This is a genomic window from Pseudomonas mendocina, assembly GCA_037482215.1.
Classification (GTDB): domain Bacteria; phylum Pseudomonadota; class Gammaproteobacteria; order Pseudomonadales; family Pseudomonadaceae; genus Aquipseudomonas; species Aquipseudomonas mendocina_E.
The window spans coordinates 4,128,441-4,142,045 of sequence record CP148074.1; the positions used below are offsets into that span (position 1 = coordinate 4,128,441).

At 57.6% G+C, this 13,605-nt stretch carries 13 protein-coding genes; 7 read left to right on the forward strand and 6 right to left on the reverse strand.

Going from position 1 to position 13,605, the window contains the following annotated elements; all coding sequences use genetic code 11:
* Positions 1-109 precede the first annotated feature (109 nt).
* The 6 genes from WG219_19135 to ggt all read left to right on the forward strand — a co-directional run bounded on the left by WG219_19135 (position 110) and on the right by ggt (position 6,592).
* A complete protein-coding gene (locus WG219_19135) occupies positions 110-1,552 on the forward strand; it encodes a coniferyl aldehyde dehydrogenase (protein ID WXL25391.1) in 1,443 nt (480 codons plus the stop codon).
* A 53-nt stretch (positions 1,553-1,605) separates the two neighbouring features.
* A complete protein-coding gene (locus WG219_19140) occupies positions 1,606-2,148 on the forward strand; it encodes a twin-arginine translocation pathway signal protein (protein WXL25392.1) in 543 nt (180 codons plus the stop codon).
* Positions 2,149-2,221: 73 nt separating this feature from the next.
* The gene (locus tag WG219_19145; protein ID WXL25393.1) at positions 2,222-3,817 is read left to right on the forward strand and encodes a GMC family oxidoreductase; all 1,596 of its coding nucleotides are present in this window, start codon (positions 2,222-2,224) and stop codon (positions 3,815-3,817) included.
* Between the two features lie 123 nt (positions 3,818-3,940).
* Positions 3,941-4,420, forward strand: a complete 480-nt coding sequence (gene coaD, locus WG219_19150) for a pantetheine-phosphate adenylyltransferase (protein ID WXL25394.1) — start codon at positions 3,941-3,943, stop codon at positions 4,418-4,420.
* 152 nt (positions 4,421-4,572) lie between these two features.
* On the forward strand, positions 4,573-4,824 hold the full coding sequence (locus tag WG219_19155; protein ID WXL25395.1) for a YfhL family 4Fe-4S dicluster ferredoxin: 252 nt from the start codon (positions 4,573-4,575) through the stop codon (positions 4,822-4,824).
* A 103-nt stretch (positions 4,825-4,927) separates the two neighbouring features.
* Positions 4,928-6,592, forward strand: coding sequence for a gamma-glutamyltransferase (ggt, locus tag WG219_19160; GenBank protein WXL28047.1), 1,665 nt, complete (start codon positions 4,928-4,930; stop codon positions 6,590-6,592).
* Between the two features lie 3 nt (positions 6,593-6,595).
* Here the strand turns inward: ggt and WG219_19165 are convergent, their stop codons facing one another.
* The 5 genes from WG219_19165 to WG219_19185 all read right to left on the reverse strand — a co-directional run bounded on the left by WG219_19165 (position 6,596) and on the right by WG219_19185 (position 11,419).
* Entirely contained in the window at positions 6,596-8,425 is a 1,830-nt protein-coding gene (locus WG219_19165) for a Na/Pi symporter (GenBank protein WXL25396.1), read from the reverse strand.
* Between the two features lie 178 nt (positions 8,426-8,603).
* Complete coding sequence (locus tag WG219_19170) at positions 8,604-8,942, reverse strand: multidrug transporter (GenBank protein ID WXL25397.1); 339 nt, start codon at positions 8,940-8,942, stop codon at positions 8,604-8,606.
* A gap of 92 nt (positions 8,943-9,034) precedes the next feature.
* Complete coding sequence (locus WG219_19175; protein ID WXL25398.1) at positions 9,035-9,613, reverse strand: lysophospholipid acyltransferase family protein; 579 nt, start codon at positions 9,611-9,613, stop codon at positions 9,035-9,037.
* A 126-nt stretch (positions 9,614-9,739) separates the two neighbouring features.
* Entirely contained in the window at positions 9,740-10,552 is an 813-nt protein-coding gene (gene mutM, locus WG219_19180; protein ID WXL25399.1) for a bifunctional DNA-formamidopyrimidine glycosylase/DNA-(apurinic or apyrimidinic site) lyase, read from the reverse strand.
* 54 nt (positions 10,553-10,606) lie between these two features.
* On the reverse strand, positions 10,607-11,419 hold the full coding sequence (locus tag WG219_19185) for an HDOD domain-containing protein (protein WXL28048.1): 813 nt from the start codon (positions 11,417-11,419) through the stop codon (positions 10,607-10,609).
* A gap of 181 nt (positions 11,420-11,600) precedes the next feature.
* Between WG219_19185 and WG219_19190 the strand changes: the two genes are divergently transcribed.
* Positions 11,601-12,797 carry a class I SAM-dependent rRNA methyltransferase gene (locus tag WG219_19190; protein ID WXL25400.1) on the forward strand — a complete coding sequence of 399 codons (1,197 nt, stop codon included), beginning with the start codon at positions 11,601-11,603 and terminating at the stop codon, positions 12,795-12,797.
* Between the two features lie 40 nt (positions 12,798-12,837).
* Here the strand turns inward: WG219_19190 and WG219_19195 are convergent, their stop codons facing one another.
* The gene (locus tag WG219_19195; protein WXL25401.1) at positions 12,838-13,590 is read right to left on the reverse strand and encodes an amino acid ABC transporter ATP-binding protein; all 753 of its coding nucleotides are present in this window, start codon (positions 13,588-13,590) and stop codon (positions 12,838-12,840) included.
* Positions 13,591-13,605 lie beyond the last annotated feature (15 nt).

Below are 13,605 nucleotides of genomic sequence, written 5' to 3' on the forward strand. Positions count from 1 at the left end.
ATGCTAATTGACACACTAGAGCAATTACTCTAAAAATCCAGCAACCTTTACGCAGCTCTGTCACCTGCCTGACAAATCTGCCTTGCTGGAACGTTGAGGAGCATCACACATGGTCGCCGAAGCTACGTATCTGGAACAAAGCCTGCAGCAAAGCCAACAACAAATCAGCCAGATGCAGAGCGCCTTTGCTCACCAGCGTCAGGCCTTTCAGGCCAACCCGATGCCCTCTGCCGAGCAGCGGATTCAGTGGCTCAACATGCTGCGCGACCAACTGCGCAGTGACCGCCAGGCGATCATTGATGCGATCTCTCAGGACTTCAGCAACCGCAGCGCTGATGAAACCCTGCTGGCCGAGTTGATGCCCAGCTTGCACGGCATCCATTACGCCACCAAGCGCATTAAAAAGTGGATGAAGCCGTCTAAACGCAGCGTCGGCATGCAGTTTATGCCTGCGCAAGCCAAGGTGATTTACCAGCCGCTGGGCGTTGTGGGCGTGATTGTGCCGTGGAACTACCCGCTGTTTCTCGCCATCGGCCCACTGACCGGTGCCCTCGCTGCGGGCAACCGGGTGATGATCAAAATGAGCGAATCCACCCCGGCCACCTCACAGCTGATCAAGGACATGCTCGGCAAAATCTTCCCCGAAGACTTGGTCAGCGTGGTTCAGGGCGAAGCAGACGTAGGCGTCGCCTTCTCCAAACTGCCGTTTGACCACCTGCTATTCACCGGCGCCACCAGCATTGGCAAGCACGTAATGCGTGCGGCAGCCGACAACCTGACTCCGGTAACGCTGGAGCTGGGCGGCAAGTCCCCGGCAATTATCAGCGCCGATGTGCCGTTGGACCACGCCGCCGAGCGCATTGCCTTCGGTAAAACCCTGAACGCAGGCCAGACCTGTGTGGCCCCGGACTACGTACTGTGCCCGCGTGATCGCGTAGACGGTTTCGTCGAAGCCTACCGCAAAGCGGTTTCCAGCTTTTTCCCGAAACTTACGGATAACCCGGACTACACCGCCATCATCAACGACCGTCAGCACGCCCGCCTGCAAAGCTACCTGCAGGACGCCGAAAGCAAAGGCGCAACGTTGATCCGGCTGTTCCCTGAAGGCCAGGGCCGTCGCCTGCCGCAAACTGTTCTGCTGAACGTAAACGACGATATGCGCATCATGCAGGAAGAAATTTTCGGCCCACTGCTACCCGTCATCCCCTACGACAAAATTGAAGACGCATTCGCCTACGTCGCCGAGCGCGACCGCCCGCTGGCGCTCTACTACTTCGGCTACGACAAGCAGGAGCAGCAACGCGTTCTGCACGAAACCCACTCCGGCGGCGTGTGCCTGAATGACACCCTGCTGCATGTGGCACAGGACGATATGCCATTTGGCGGCGTCGGCCCTTCCGGCATGGGCCATTACCACGGCCATGAGGGCTTCCTCACCTTCAGTAAAGCCAAAGGCGTGTTTATTAAACAAAGCTACAACGCCGCCAAGATGATCTACCCACCTTATGGTGGTTTTTTGCACAAGCTGGTCTACAAACTGTTTGTCCGCTGACTGATCCCGCCCCGGCCAGCCGGGGCAACAGCCCACTCGGTGAAATTAATAAGATGAAGACCGAACCTGACTCAGTCCACCTGTCCCGCCGCAGCCTGCTTAAAGTCGGCATGCTGGGAACCGCTCTGCTCGGCACCGCCGGCCTGACCGCGACGCTCACAGGCTGCTCCTCTGATACGCCACAGGCAGGCTATGCCGTATTGCGCGAATCCGATCTGCCTTTTCTTCAGGCTCTGATACCTGTCGTCCTCGCCGGGGCTGTCGCGCCACAGCAGATGAAAGGCGCAATCAGCACCACACTGGAACACCTCGACTACAGCCTCAACCACCTGTCTCCAGAGATGCGCAAACTCACCGTGCAGCTCTTTGACGTGCTGGCTCTGCCCATCACCCGCGGCCCACTGACTGGTATTTGGGGCAGTTGGAAAAACGCTTCGGCAGAGGATGTCTCCCGTTTTCTCAAACGCTGGGAAAACAGTTCCCTCAGCCTGTTGCAGATGGGGCACGCCTCGCTCCTGCAACTGGTGCTGATGAGTTGGTACAGCAACGAGGATGCCTGGGCTCATTGTGGCTATCCCGGCCCGCCCAAGATCTGAGCGTCAAATAACGGCACTAACAATAGGTAAGCAGCAACGCCAATGAAGGCATCAAGCGTCCGAGGACAGAGCAATGCCGGTACCCGATATATTCAAAGAAGGCCTAGCCCGCGGCTGGAAAACCTATGACGGTTCCAGCCTGACCGATGATCTGACCCTGGAGGCTGATGTCGCCATCGTCGGCAGTGGCGCCGGCGGCGGCACCACGGCGGAAATTCTCAGTGCCGCAGGCTACAAAGTGCTGATCATTGAGGAAGGCCCGCTAAAGACCAGCGACGACTTCAAGATGCACGAAGGCAAGGCCTACACCAGCCTGTACCAAGAAGGTATCGGACGCATGAGTAAAGATGGTGCCATCACCATCATGCAGGGCCGAGCGGTGGGGGGCACCACCCTGATCAACTGGACCTCCAGTTTCCGCACACCCGCACTCACCCTGGAACACTGGGCTAAAGAGCACAACGTTGTCGGCCACAGTGCCGAAGAGATGGCGCCCTGGTTCCAGCGAATGGAAGAGCGTCTTGGTGTCGCGCCGTGGATCATGCCGCCAAACCCGAATAATGATGTGATTCGTACTGGCTGCGAGAAATTGGGATACGAATGGGCGGTGATCCCCCGCAACGTGCGCGGTTGCTGGAACCTCGGCTATTGCGGCATGGGTTGCCCGGTCAACGCCAAGCAATCCATGCTGGTCACCACCATACCCGCCACGCTGGAGAACAACGGCGAGCTGTTGTACCTGGCCCGAGCAGAAAAGCTCATCATTTCAGGCGATAAAGTCAGTGCCTTGGAATGCGTAGCCATGGATGATCGCAGTGTCGCCCCCAATGGCCGGAAAATCACCGTCAAGGCGAGGCATTACGTGCTCAGTGGTGGCGGTATCAACACCCCGGCGCTGCTAATGCGCTCGGATGCCCCTGACCCGCACAAGCGAGCCGGTAAACGTACCTTCCTGCATACCGTTAACTTCTCAGCTGCGTTGTTTGAGCAGAAGATCAACCCGTTTTATGGCGCCCCACAGTCCATCTATTCGGATCACTTCCAGTGGAAGGATGGCCCAAGCGGAAAAATGTCCTACAAACTGGAAGTACCGCCACTGCATCCGGCGCTGGCGGCAACGTTACTGGGGCGTTTCGGTATCGACAATGCCCTGCGCATGGAACAGCTGCCCCACACCAACATGATGCTGGCACTGATGCGTGACGGCTTTCACCCTGATAGTGCCGAGGGCACTGTAGAGCTGCGCAGCGATGGCACACCGGTGCTGGACTACCAGATGACCGACTACACCTGGGATGGCATTCGCCGCGCCTTCTACTCCATGGCAGAGATTCAATTTGCCGCCGGTGCTCAGCACGTCATGCCCATGCATGCCAATTCGCGCTACGTAAAAACCCTGGCAGAAGCAAAGTTTCTGATCGACAGCCTCAACCTTGAGCTATACAGCACCCGCTTGGGCAGTGCCCACGTCATGGGTGGCTGCGCCATGGGTGAAAAACCCAAACAAGCTGTCACCGACAGTCTGGGCCGTCACCATCAGCTCAGCAACCTGTCCATTCACGACGGTTCGCTATTCCCCACCAGCATCGGCGCCAACCCCCAACTGTCGATTTACGGACTGACGGCCAAATTGGCGACGAAACTCGCCGAACGCCTTAAAAGCGCCTGAATACGTGCTGTTCAGCACTCCGGGAAGGGTGCCGAACAGCACACAAGGCAAACGGTTCTCTTGGCCGCGACAAAACGCTACGTTACCATCCGTCTCCCCAACGGAACCTGCCAGGACATCACGATGAATCGAGTGCTATACCCAGGCACCTTCGACCCCATTACCAAAGGTCACGGCGACCTGGTCGAGCGCGCCGCGCGCCTCTTCGACACCGTGATCATTGCAGTAGCCGCCAGCCCCAAGAAAAATCCGCTGTTCACCCTTGAACAACGGGTCGAGCTGGCCAGAGAGGTCACTAGTCACCTGCCTAATGTGGAAGTTGTAGGGTTTTCCAACCTGCTGGCTGACTTCGCCAAAGAGCAAGGGGCTAACGTTTTTGTGCGCGGCCTGCGTGCCGTGTCGGATTTCGAGTATGAATTCCAGCTGGCCAACATGAACCGCCAACTGGCGCCGGATGTGGAAAGCATGTTCCTCACCCCGTCTGAAAAGTACTCGTTTATCTCGTCGACGCTGGTGCGGGAGATCGCAGCCTTGGGTGGCGACATCTCCAATTTCGTTCACCCTGCCGTCGCTGCAGCCCTTACCGAGCGATTCAAGCGCTAAGCTTTCAAACGCTGGGCTGATCAACCTGAGGGTTTTCAGCCTGACCGCATCGGAGTTGCGTGCATGCGCGGCTCCGATACGGCACAATTTGCGCCCTCGATTATCTGCACACGAAAGGCTGCGCCTCTGGCAGCAGCAGGAGTGGTTATTTCATGTCCCTGATCATCACCGACGACTGCATCAACTGCGACGTCTGCGAACCGGAATGCCCGAACTCGGCGATCTCCCAAGGCGAGGAAATCTACGAGATCGACCCAAACCTCTGCACGGAGTGCGTCGGCCACTACGACGAACCCCAGTGCCAGCAGGTCTGCCCGGTCGACTGCATTCCACTCGACGCCAATAACGTCGAAAGCCGCGATGAACTGATGCAGAAGTACCTGATCATTACCGGCAAAGCCTGATCATCCCCATGGCGGGCTACGCTGAAGGTGTCTGAAGTCCCAACCAGACACCTCCCGCCCTACTTTCAGCTTTCGCTACGTAGAGGTCTGACGTATGCGCCTTATGCCCCGCCGTATTTTCACCGCCTTCATCCTGCTCTGCACCCTCAATGCCTATGCAGCCAGCTATCCAGCCAAGACAGCTATCGCCACCGCCCATCCGGCTGCGACCGTAGCAGGCTTGGAGACCATCGCCCAAGGCGGTAATGCCTTCGATGCAGCCATCGCCATCAGTGCAGCCTTGGCCGTAGTAGAACCCTATGGATCAGGCCTTGGGGGTGGCGGATTTTTTCCGTTGCGTAAAGCTGGCGACAAGCCGGACTACCGTTTCATCGACGCCCGCGAACGTGCACCAGCCGCTGCCCATGCAGCCCTGTATCAGGTGAACGGCAAGGTGGTTCCAGAGCTGTCCCTGAACGGCGCCCTGGCGGCCGCCATTCCTGGCTTGCCTGCCGGGCTGGTGGAGTTGGCGCAGCGTTATGGACGCCTGCCCCTGCGCGATTCGCTGGCCCCGGCTATCCGACTGGCTCGCAGCGGCGTGAGCATCGACCGGGTGTATATCGAACGCGCACAGTGGCGCCTTGAGGCAATGCGTAAGGACAAAGAGACCGCACGCATTTTCCTCAACAACGGCGAAGTGCCCGAAGAACTCGCCCTGTTCCGCCAGCCAGAACTGGCCCGTACCCTTGAGCAATTAGGCGAACAAGGCTTTAAAGGCTTTTACAGCGGAGAAGTGGCTCGCAAGCTGGTCGATAGCGTGCGCGCGGCCGGTGGTGTCTGGACCCTTCAGGATTTAGCTGACTACCGGGCTGTTGAGCGCCAGCCGCTGCGGGTGAGCCTAGACCACAGCCGTGAGCTAATCACCGCTCCGCCCCCCTCAGCGGGCGGCATCGCCGTTGCCCAAAGCCTACTGATGCTGCAACAACTCCCCTGGCAACAAGGCACGCAGGTGCAACGCACCCACTTGGTCGTCGAAACCTTGCGCCGTGCCTATCGCGACCGTGGACTACTGGGCGACCCGGACTTTATCCGCAATCCAGTTGCTCAATTGCTGGCCCCGGAACACCTCAGTGCTCTGGTCAACTCCATTGATCCGGCCAAAGCCACCCCCAGCAGCAGTCTGCCGCCCAGCCCTGCCTGGCATGAAGGGGACCACACCACCCACTTCAGCGTCTTAGATGCAGACGGCAACGCCGTCGCCGCCACGCTCTCGGTCAACTTGCCGTTCGGTGCAGCGTTTACCGTCCCCGGCACCGGCTTATTACTGAATAACGAGATGGACGATTTCGCCGCCGACGTGCAAGGCAGCAACGCCTACGGATTAAGCGGCAGCCAGGCCAATAGTGTGGCCGCAGGTAAGCGCCCGCTGTCGAGTATGACGCCGAGCTTTATCGAAAGCCCCGAGGAATTGGTCAGTTTTGGCACGCCCGGCGGTAGCCGCATTCCCAGCATGGTGCTGCTGGCCATGCTGGAATACCTGGATAACCAGCCCATCGCACGTTGGCCCGCCGTTGCCCGCTATCATCACCAGTACAAGCCCGATGTAATTGAGTACGAGCCCGGCGCCTTCAGCCCGCAGCAAATCCGTGAACTGGAGGGACTCGGGCATCAGCTCAAAGCCACCAACCGCCCTTATGGCAACCATCAAGTGCTGCGCTGGAACAAGCTCAAGCAAACCCTCGAAGCGGCCAGCGACCCTCGTGGAATTGGACTGGCTGAGCCGCACTAAGCATCAGTTCAGCTCAATCAGCGGGCCGCCTTCGTTAAGCATCTGCCGTAGCGAGCGGAATTGCTCATTGCCTTCGCCCTGGCTGAGCATCAGCACGTTGCGCAGGCTCTGGGTGATACGGCTGGTGTAGCCCAAATCATTCATCAACGAACTGGCATGCTGCCCGGTCAGCCGCTGCTCACGTACGTCTGCGAAAAGGCGCTGACGGAAGCGGCTATCGAACTCTGCCGCCATCTCATCAAACAGCTCCAGGCGTTCATTCCAGGCCTGTTCAGGCAAATCCATACGACCCAGCTCGCGGACCTCGTGCAACACACTCAACAAGTGAGCACGTAACTCAACGTACGCTTGGCGCGGAGCGCCCGGCTCGTCTCTCAGGTAACGGCTGAGGTTCTTTTGCAAATGTTTGGCGTCTTTGACCGCATCCACCAGTTGCAAAGCAGCCAACTGGCAGCTCACCCAGAAGCGTTGGTGATCCTCATCCAGATTAACTTCTAGGCGTCCCATAAAGCCCAGCAAATCGCCATAAACACCCTTGATATGACGCTGATAGAGTTGCTCGGCGTCCAGGGCATGAGGTTCCGGCGCAGCAGTCAACGCGCTGCGGTCGGGGTGATCACGGTTGAGCAACTCGACCGGCAGATAAAGCGCGTGGCAGATCACTTCAAGACTCAGTCGGCCCAGGTGTTGTAACTCCTGCACAACGGCCTGAGCCGCCGTATCGGCACTGGCCAAGGCGTTCTCATCTAGGTAGCGGGCCGTGGTCACCGGCATATCTGGTGTGGACTTTTCCACAGGCATCACGATTTCGCTGATCAACACCGCCGGCTCAACTGGATCCGGCAACCAGCGCACCAAACGTGTCGCCAGTTGTTTCTGCCAAGGCCAGAACAATACGACGCCCATGGCATTGAACAGGGTGTGGAACATCGCCAGTTGAATCAGGCTGTTGTCTGCAAGCCCCAGCGGCTCAGCAAGTGCATGCACCAGCCAGGTCAGCGGGGTGAGCAAAATAAAGGCCAGGACACCGGTCAGCACATTGAACAGCACGTGAGCCAGCGCCAGCCGCTGCCCACTGCGATTGCCCCCCATGGCGCCCACAAAGGCGGTGCTGACACTGCTGCCGATATTAGCCCCGATGGCCAGCGCCAGGCCCTGATCCAACTGGACCTGCCCACCGGCCAATGCCGCCAAGGTCAACATCAACGTGGCATGACTGGACTGCAGCACCACGGTCAGCAACATGCCGATAGTGGCAAACATCAGACTGCCCATCAGCCCGGGCAGCTGGTATTCGGTCATATCAAAGCCTTCACCGAAACTGGTGAAACCCTCTTTGATCTGGTCGATACCCAGGAAGATAAAGGCAATGCCCAACACGATGCGCCCGGCGGCTTTGCTCTTGGGCCCGTTGAACCCCGCCACCACGCCCAGCACCAGCAGCGGCAGCGCTAAGGGGCTCAGGCTGAAGTTCTGCCCAGCCATCGCCAAGAGCCAAATCCCGCTGGTTGCACCGAGGTTGGCCCCTAAAAGAATGGCAATGCCGCCCGCCAACTGGATCAAACCGGTACTGATAAACGCAATGGTCAACAGCGAAACCAGCGTGCTGGACTGAAGCAGAAAGGTGCCAAATACACCAAACATCATGCCCTTGAACGGTGTGGCGGTACTTTTCGCCAACAACTGTTCCAGCTTGCCACCTGCCAGCTGTCGTAGCCCCTCTTCAAGGCACTGCATACCAAACAGAAACAAGGCTAAACCGGCGCACAACTGCACCCAGCTCTCACTGAACCAAAAACTAACGGCCAGCGCTAAAAGTATAACGATCCACACGGCAGGTCAGAACCACTACTAAAAAATACAGCGGCCAACTATCTGAATAATTGATTGCGGAGACAGGATGCCTCCTGGCGTGCCAAGGCGAGGCATAACAGTACGAATAAGCCTTCACGTGATGTGGAGGCTGCCGTGCTGCATCAAACCCTCGCCTGTGCGTAGGTTATCTGCTGAATCAGTCGCGCTTATAACCTGAGGTGGTGCAGCCTAGGCAACGAACAAACGCTGCAGCGCCTGGCTCAACGATAAACGCATTGGCAGCTTCTTTGATGTTACCGCCACCGGCCGAAAACGGCAGGGTCACGACGAACAGCCCCACACCAACAGCACTGGCTGCAATCAGCAGCGGGCGGGCGATCAGCAGGTCAGCAGTCATGGCAAAGGCTTTGGGCGTCTCGACCTGATAAACAGGATCGCCACTCACATTCTCAGACGCAGCATTAGCGTGAACCGGCAGCGCCATCAGGCCAGTGGTCAACGCCAGAGCAACAGCGGTTGTACGGAACAGGTTCATGGAGCAGTCCTTTTTAAGTGTTATTAGACGATTAGCAGACGGCATGAAGTGTAACTATAACAGCGCACAGGTAAATAATAGTCTGTGCACTGTTACTCACCGTGAAATGCATACTCAGGCTTTTTCGGTACATAGGCCCGATAAAAACTGAAGATTTCCTTAAAGTCAGCCTCTGTATTACCGGTCGGGTAAAAGGCCGGCCCCAAAACAATACGCTTGTTTTTATAATCCAGTGCCCCTAAAACAAACGGGACACCCGCTCCCATCGCAATATGGTAGAAGCCCATTTTCCAGCGTTCGACTTTCTTGCGCGTGCCCTCTGGCGACAGCACTAGCACAAACTGACGATGCTCATTAAAGGCCTGCACCGCCTGTTCAACAGTATTACCTTGCCGCTCACGGCGGATAGCAATACCGCCCCAGCGCTGCAAAATACCCTGAAATGGCCAACGAAAAATCGTATGTTTTCCAAACCAACGCGCATTAAGGCGCAAGACAAACTTGGCTGCGATAAATAAAACGAAATCCCAGTTCGATGTGTGATGCGCACCGATGACAATAAACTTGTCGAGTTTTGGCAACTCGCCTTCGATACGCCAGCCCATAAGTTTCATGACCATATGGCCAATCCCCTCAACCAGACGGTTGCGGGGCAAGTAATTACCAGACATCTTTACCTCTGTTCTTTTTATCAGGCTCTGGCTGGCAGACCTGTGACTGATCATCTCTAGTTATTAGCCAGTCCCTAATCTGGCTGTGCTCTTGTATGCGGCAGTGATTATCACGCCCTCAATGATTCAGCGCTGACACCGTGGACAGTACACACTGGCGCGCTGTCCTAGTTTTACCTCACGCAAAGTGCTGCCACAGGTTTTACAGAACTCGCCGCCCCGGCCGTAAACATACAACTCCTGTTGGAAGTACCCCGGCTGTCCATCGCCACCGACAAAGTCACGCAGAGTCGTACCGCCACGCTCAATGGCGATGGCCAGTATGCGTTTGATGTGCTCGGCCAATTTCAAGTAGCGAGCCCTGGAGACCGAACCGGCCTCGCGGCGTGGATCAATCCCCGCCGCAAACAGCGCTTCCGTTGCATAGATATTGCCGACCCCAACCACCACAGCGTTATCCATGATGAAAGGCTTGATCGCCATCACCCGGCCACGGGACATCTGGAATAAACGTTCCCCATCAAACGCCCCGGTCAGAGGCTCTGGGCCTAGCTTGCTCAGCAACTCGTGCTCGTAAGGGTTACTGCTCCAGAGCATCGCTCCAAAGCGGCGTGGGTCGGTGTAGCGCAAGGCCATGCCCGACTCCAGCTCGATATCCACATGCTCGTGCTTAGCCGCAGGCAACCCACTCTCGACCAGTCGCAGACTGCCAGACATGCCTAAGTGGGCAATCAGACACCCACTCTCAGCCTTGATCAACAGGTATTTGGCACGCCGCTCCACTGAAACAATATGCTGCCCCGACAGGCGCACATCCAAGTCTTCAGGAATCGGCCAGCGCAGGCGCCGCTCGCGTACAACCACCCGGCTGACGCGCTGTCCCTTCAGATAAGGTTCAATACCCCGGCGGGTCGTTTCAACTTCTGGTAGTTCTGGCATGACAGCAATTCAACGGTTTAAACAGAGCGACACCTTAGCAGGAATGCACAGCAACTAGCGCATCCCCAGATCGCGGATGCTCTCGCGCAGGTTTTCATAGTCATACTGGGACAAGCCGACATACTCCAGCACCAGCTGTTCGATGCTTTGCCACTCGTAGTCCACTTCCTGATTGCCCAACACACCGTAGGTAGCGCAGGTGTTTTCAGCCATTTTCAAAATGGCCAACAGGGTTTTCAGCTGCCCGTCGCGGCTCGTCTCATCAGAGAAGATCGCCAAGGCGTTGTGATGACTGGCGATGGCTTCGCACAGGTGCAAAGGCAAACGCCAAGACTTTGCGGTGTAGTAACCGACTACGGCATGGTTGGTGTTGAGCAAGCGGTTTTCGGTATCCACCACCCGGCGCTCATCACTGGCGCTGGCATAGGCCTCTTCCAGCACCGTCATGTAGTCAGGGAAGCGCTTGATCATCAGCGGAATGCCACAGTTATGGAAAAGCCCTAAGGTGTAGGCCTCATCCGGCGAGTGATAACCGATACGCTTGGCCAGGCTCAGACAGGCCATGGCCACGTCCTGCGCCGAATCCCAAAAGCGGTTAAGGGTGACGATGGCTTCGTCAGTCAGTTCGCCACGAATCGACTGGGCGTTAATCAGGTTGATCACCGTATTGCAGCCCAACAGGTTTACAGCCTGCTGAATGGAGGCAATCCGGTTACTTAAGCCGAACGTCGGGGAATTAACCAGTTTCAGCAGAGCACCGGACAACCCAGGGTCCTGGCTGATCAATTTGGCGATGGCCTGCAAGTCAGGGCTAGGCATAACTTGTTCCATCTGCAAATCCACCATGATTTGCGGCTGCGGCGGCACACTGATTCCCTGTAGCACCTGCTGAATATATTCGGCGGAAAGCTCTTGCGACATGTCAGACGACCAGGCGATGTAAACGCCCAGTCTAACCAAATAAGCCTTGGCGTCCAGATGGTTTGTCACCACCGCCCTACCTCCAACCCGGTATAATTGGCCCTTTACACTTCCGGAGTTACCCAGCATGTCCCTGCCCAGCCTGCGTCTGAAAGCCAACGCGGACCGACGCCTTCGCGCCGGCCACCTGTGGGTTTACAGCAATGAAATTGACGTAAATGCCACACCTCTGACTGGCTTTTCAGCCGGTGACCAGGCCATTCTCGAAGCCGCAGGCGGCAAAGCGCTGGGCATTGTTGCAGTCAGCCCTAACAACCTGATCTGTGCCCGTGTACTGTCCCGTGACACCAAGCATGTGCTGGACAAGTCCCTGCTGGTACACCGTCTTAACGTCTGCCTGTCTCTGCGCGAGCGCCTGTTCGATCAGCCGTGCTACCGCTTGGTATACGGTGACTCCGACCTGCTGCCAGGGCTCGTGGTTGACCGTTTCTACGACATTCTGGTCGTGCAACTGGCCTCCGCCACCATGGAGCGCCACAAAGACGACGTGCTTAACGCCCTGATTCAGGTGTGCAAGCCCAGCGGCATTCTGTTCAAGAATGACTCCGCCGCCCGTGACGCCGAAGGCCTCAACCGCTATGTGGAAACCGCTTTCGGCGCAGTGCCTGAGTGGGTCGCGCTGGAAGAGAACGGCGTTAAATTCGAAGCCCCCGTGATCGAAGGCCAAAAAACCGGCTGGTTCTATGACCACCGGATGAACCGCGCACGTTTGGCGCCCTACGTTAAGGGCAAGCGTGTTCTGGACCTGTTCAGCTACATCGGCGGCTGGGGCGTGCAGGCCGCCGCATTCGGTGCCAGCGACGTCATGTGTGTAGACGCCTCCGGTTTCGCTCTGGACGGCGTAGAGCGTAACGCAGCCCTGAACGGCCTGACCGATAAAGTCGCCTGCGTTGAAGGCGATGTATTCGAAGCCCTGCGCCAGCTGAAAGCGGCGGAAGAACGCTTCGACGTGATCGTCGCCGACCCGCCCGCCTTCATTAAGCGCAAGAAAGACCTGAAGAACGGCGAAGCGGCCTACCGCCGCCTGAATGAGCAAGCCATGCGCCTGCTCAACAAAGACGGCATTCTGGTCAGCGCCAGCTGCTCCATGCACCTGCCTGAGGATGACCTGCAAAACATCCTGCTGACCAGCGCCCGCCATCTGGATCGCAATATCCAGCTGCTCGAGCGCGGCGCCCAAGGCCCGGATCACCCGGTTCACCCGGCCATCCCGGAAACCCGCTACATCAAGAGCCTGACCTGCCGCTTGCTGCCGAACGCCTGATCGACAGCACTGTCCGGTCGCCCTGCGGCGACCGGTTGCATCAATGCAGAATCTTCGCCAGAAACGCCTGCGCACGCGGGCTTTTCGGGGCGGTGAAGAATTCCTCCGGCGGGCTGTCTTCGACGATATCGCCGCCTTCGAGAAACAGTACGCGCTGCGCCACTTGTCGCGCGAAACCCATCTCATGCGTGACGCAGAGCATGGTCATGCCGCTGTCAGCCAGTTGCACCATCACATCCAGCACTTCGCCGACCATTTCCGGGTCCAGTGCACTGGTGGGTTCATCGAACAGCATGATCTTAGGTTCCATACACAGCGCACGGGCAATGGCCACACGTTGTTGCTGGCCGCCCGAGAGCTGGCTGGGGAATTTAGGTGCCTGGTCTTCAATACCCACCTTGCTCAGGTAGTGCATGGCCAGCTCTTCGGCCTGCTGGCGGGTTAAACCGCGAACAGACATGGGCGCCAACGTGCAGTTATCCAGCACACTCATGTGCGGGAACAGGTTGAAATGCTGGAACACCATACCGACGTTGCGCAGCGCCTTGCTGTCTTTGTCCGGGTCTTGGCCGTGAATCAGGATCTGCCCTGAGCTGATCGACTCGATACGATTGATGCAGCGAATCAACGTCGATTTGCCCGAGCCAGACGGCCCGCACAAGACAATACGCTCGCCTTCGCGCACTTGTAGGTCGATGCCCTTCAGCACCTGGCACTCGCCATAGGATTTATGCAGCCCACGCAGTTCGACTGCCAAAGCCGGTGAATCTTGATTTAGGGGACGACTGCTCATGATTGCCCTCGGTTA

Excerpts from the sequence above, each read along its gene's own strand:
- WG219_19145 (WXL25393.1), top strand. The coding sequence starts at position 2,222 with ATGCCGGTACCCGATATATTCAAAGAAGGCCTAGCCCGCGGCTGGAAA.
- WG219_19135 (WXL25391.1), top strand. The coding sequence starts at position 110 with ATGGTCGCCGAAGCTACGTATCTGGAACAAAGCCTGCAGCAAAGCCAA.
- WG219_19155 (WXL25395.1), top strand. The coding sequence starts at position 4,573 with ATGTCCCTGATCATCACCGACGACTGCATCAACTGCGACGTCTGCGAA.
- mutM (WXL25399.1), bottom strand. The coding sequence starts at position 10,552 with ATGCCAGAACTACCAGAAGTTGAAACGACCCGCCGGGGTATTGAACCT.
- WG219_19140 (WXL25392.1), top strand. The coding sequence starts at position 1,606 with ATGAAGACCGAACCTGACTCAGTCCACCTGTCCCGCCGCAGCCTGCTT.
- WG219_19190 (WXL25400.1), top strand. The coding sequence starts at position 11,601 with ATGTCCCTGCCCAGCCTGCGTCTGAAAGCCAACGCGGACCGACGCCTT.
- WG219_19170 (WXL25397.1), bottom strand. The coding sequence starts at position 8,942 with ATGAACCTGTTCCGTACAACCGCTGTTGCTCTGGCGTTGACCACTGGC.
- WG219_19175 (WXL25398.1), bottom strand. The coding sequence starts at position 9,613 with ATGTCTGGTAATTACTTGCCCCGCAACCGTCTGGTTGAGGGGATTGGC.
- WG219_19195 (WXL25401.1), bottom strand. The coding sequence starts at position 13,590 with ATGAGCAGTCGTCCCCTAAATCAAGATTCACCGGCTTTGGCAGTCGAA.
- ggt (WXL28047.1), top strand. The coding sequence starts at position 4,928 with ATGCCCCGCCGTATTTTCACCGCCTTCATCCTGCTCTGCACCCTCAAT.
- coaD (WXL25394.1), top strand. The coding sequence starts at position 3,941 with ATGAATCGAGTGCTATACCCAGGCACCTTCGACCCCATTACCAAAGGT.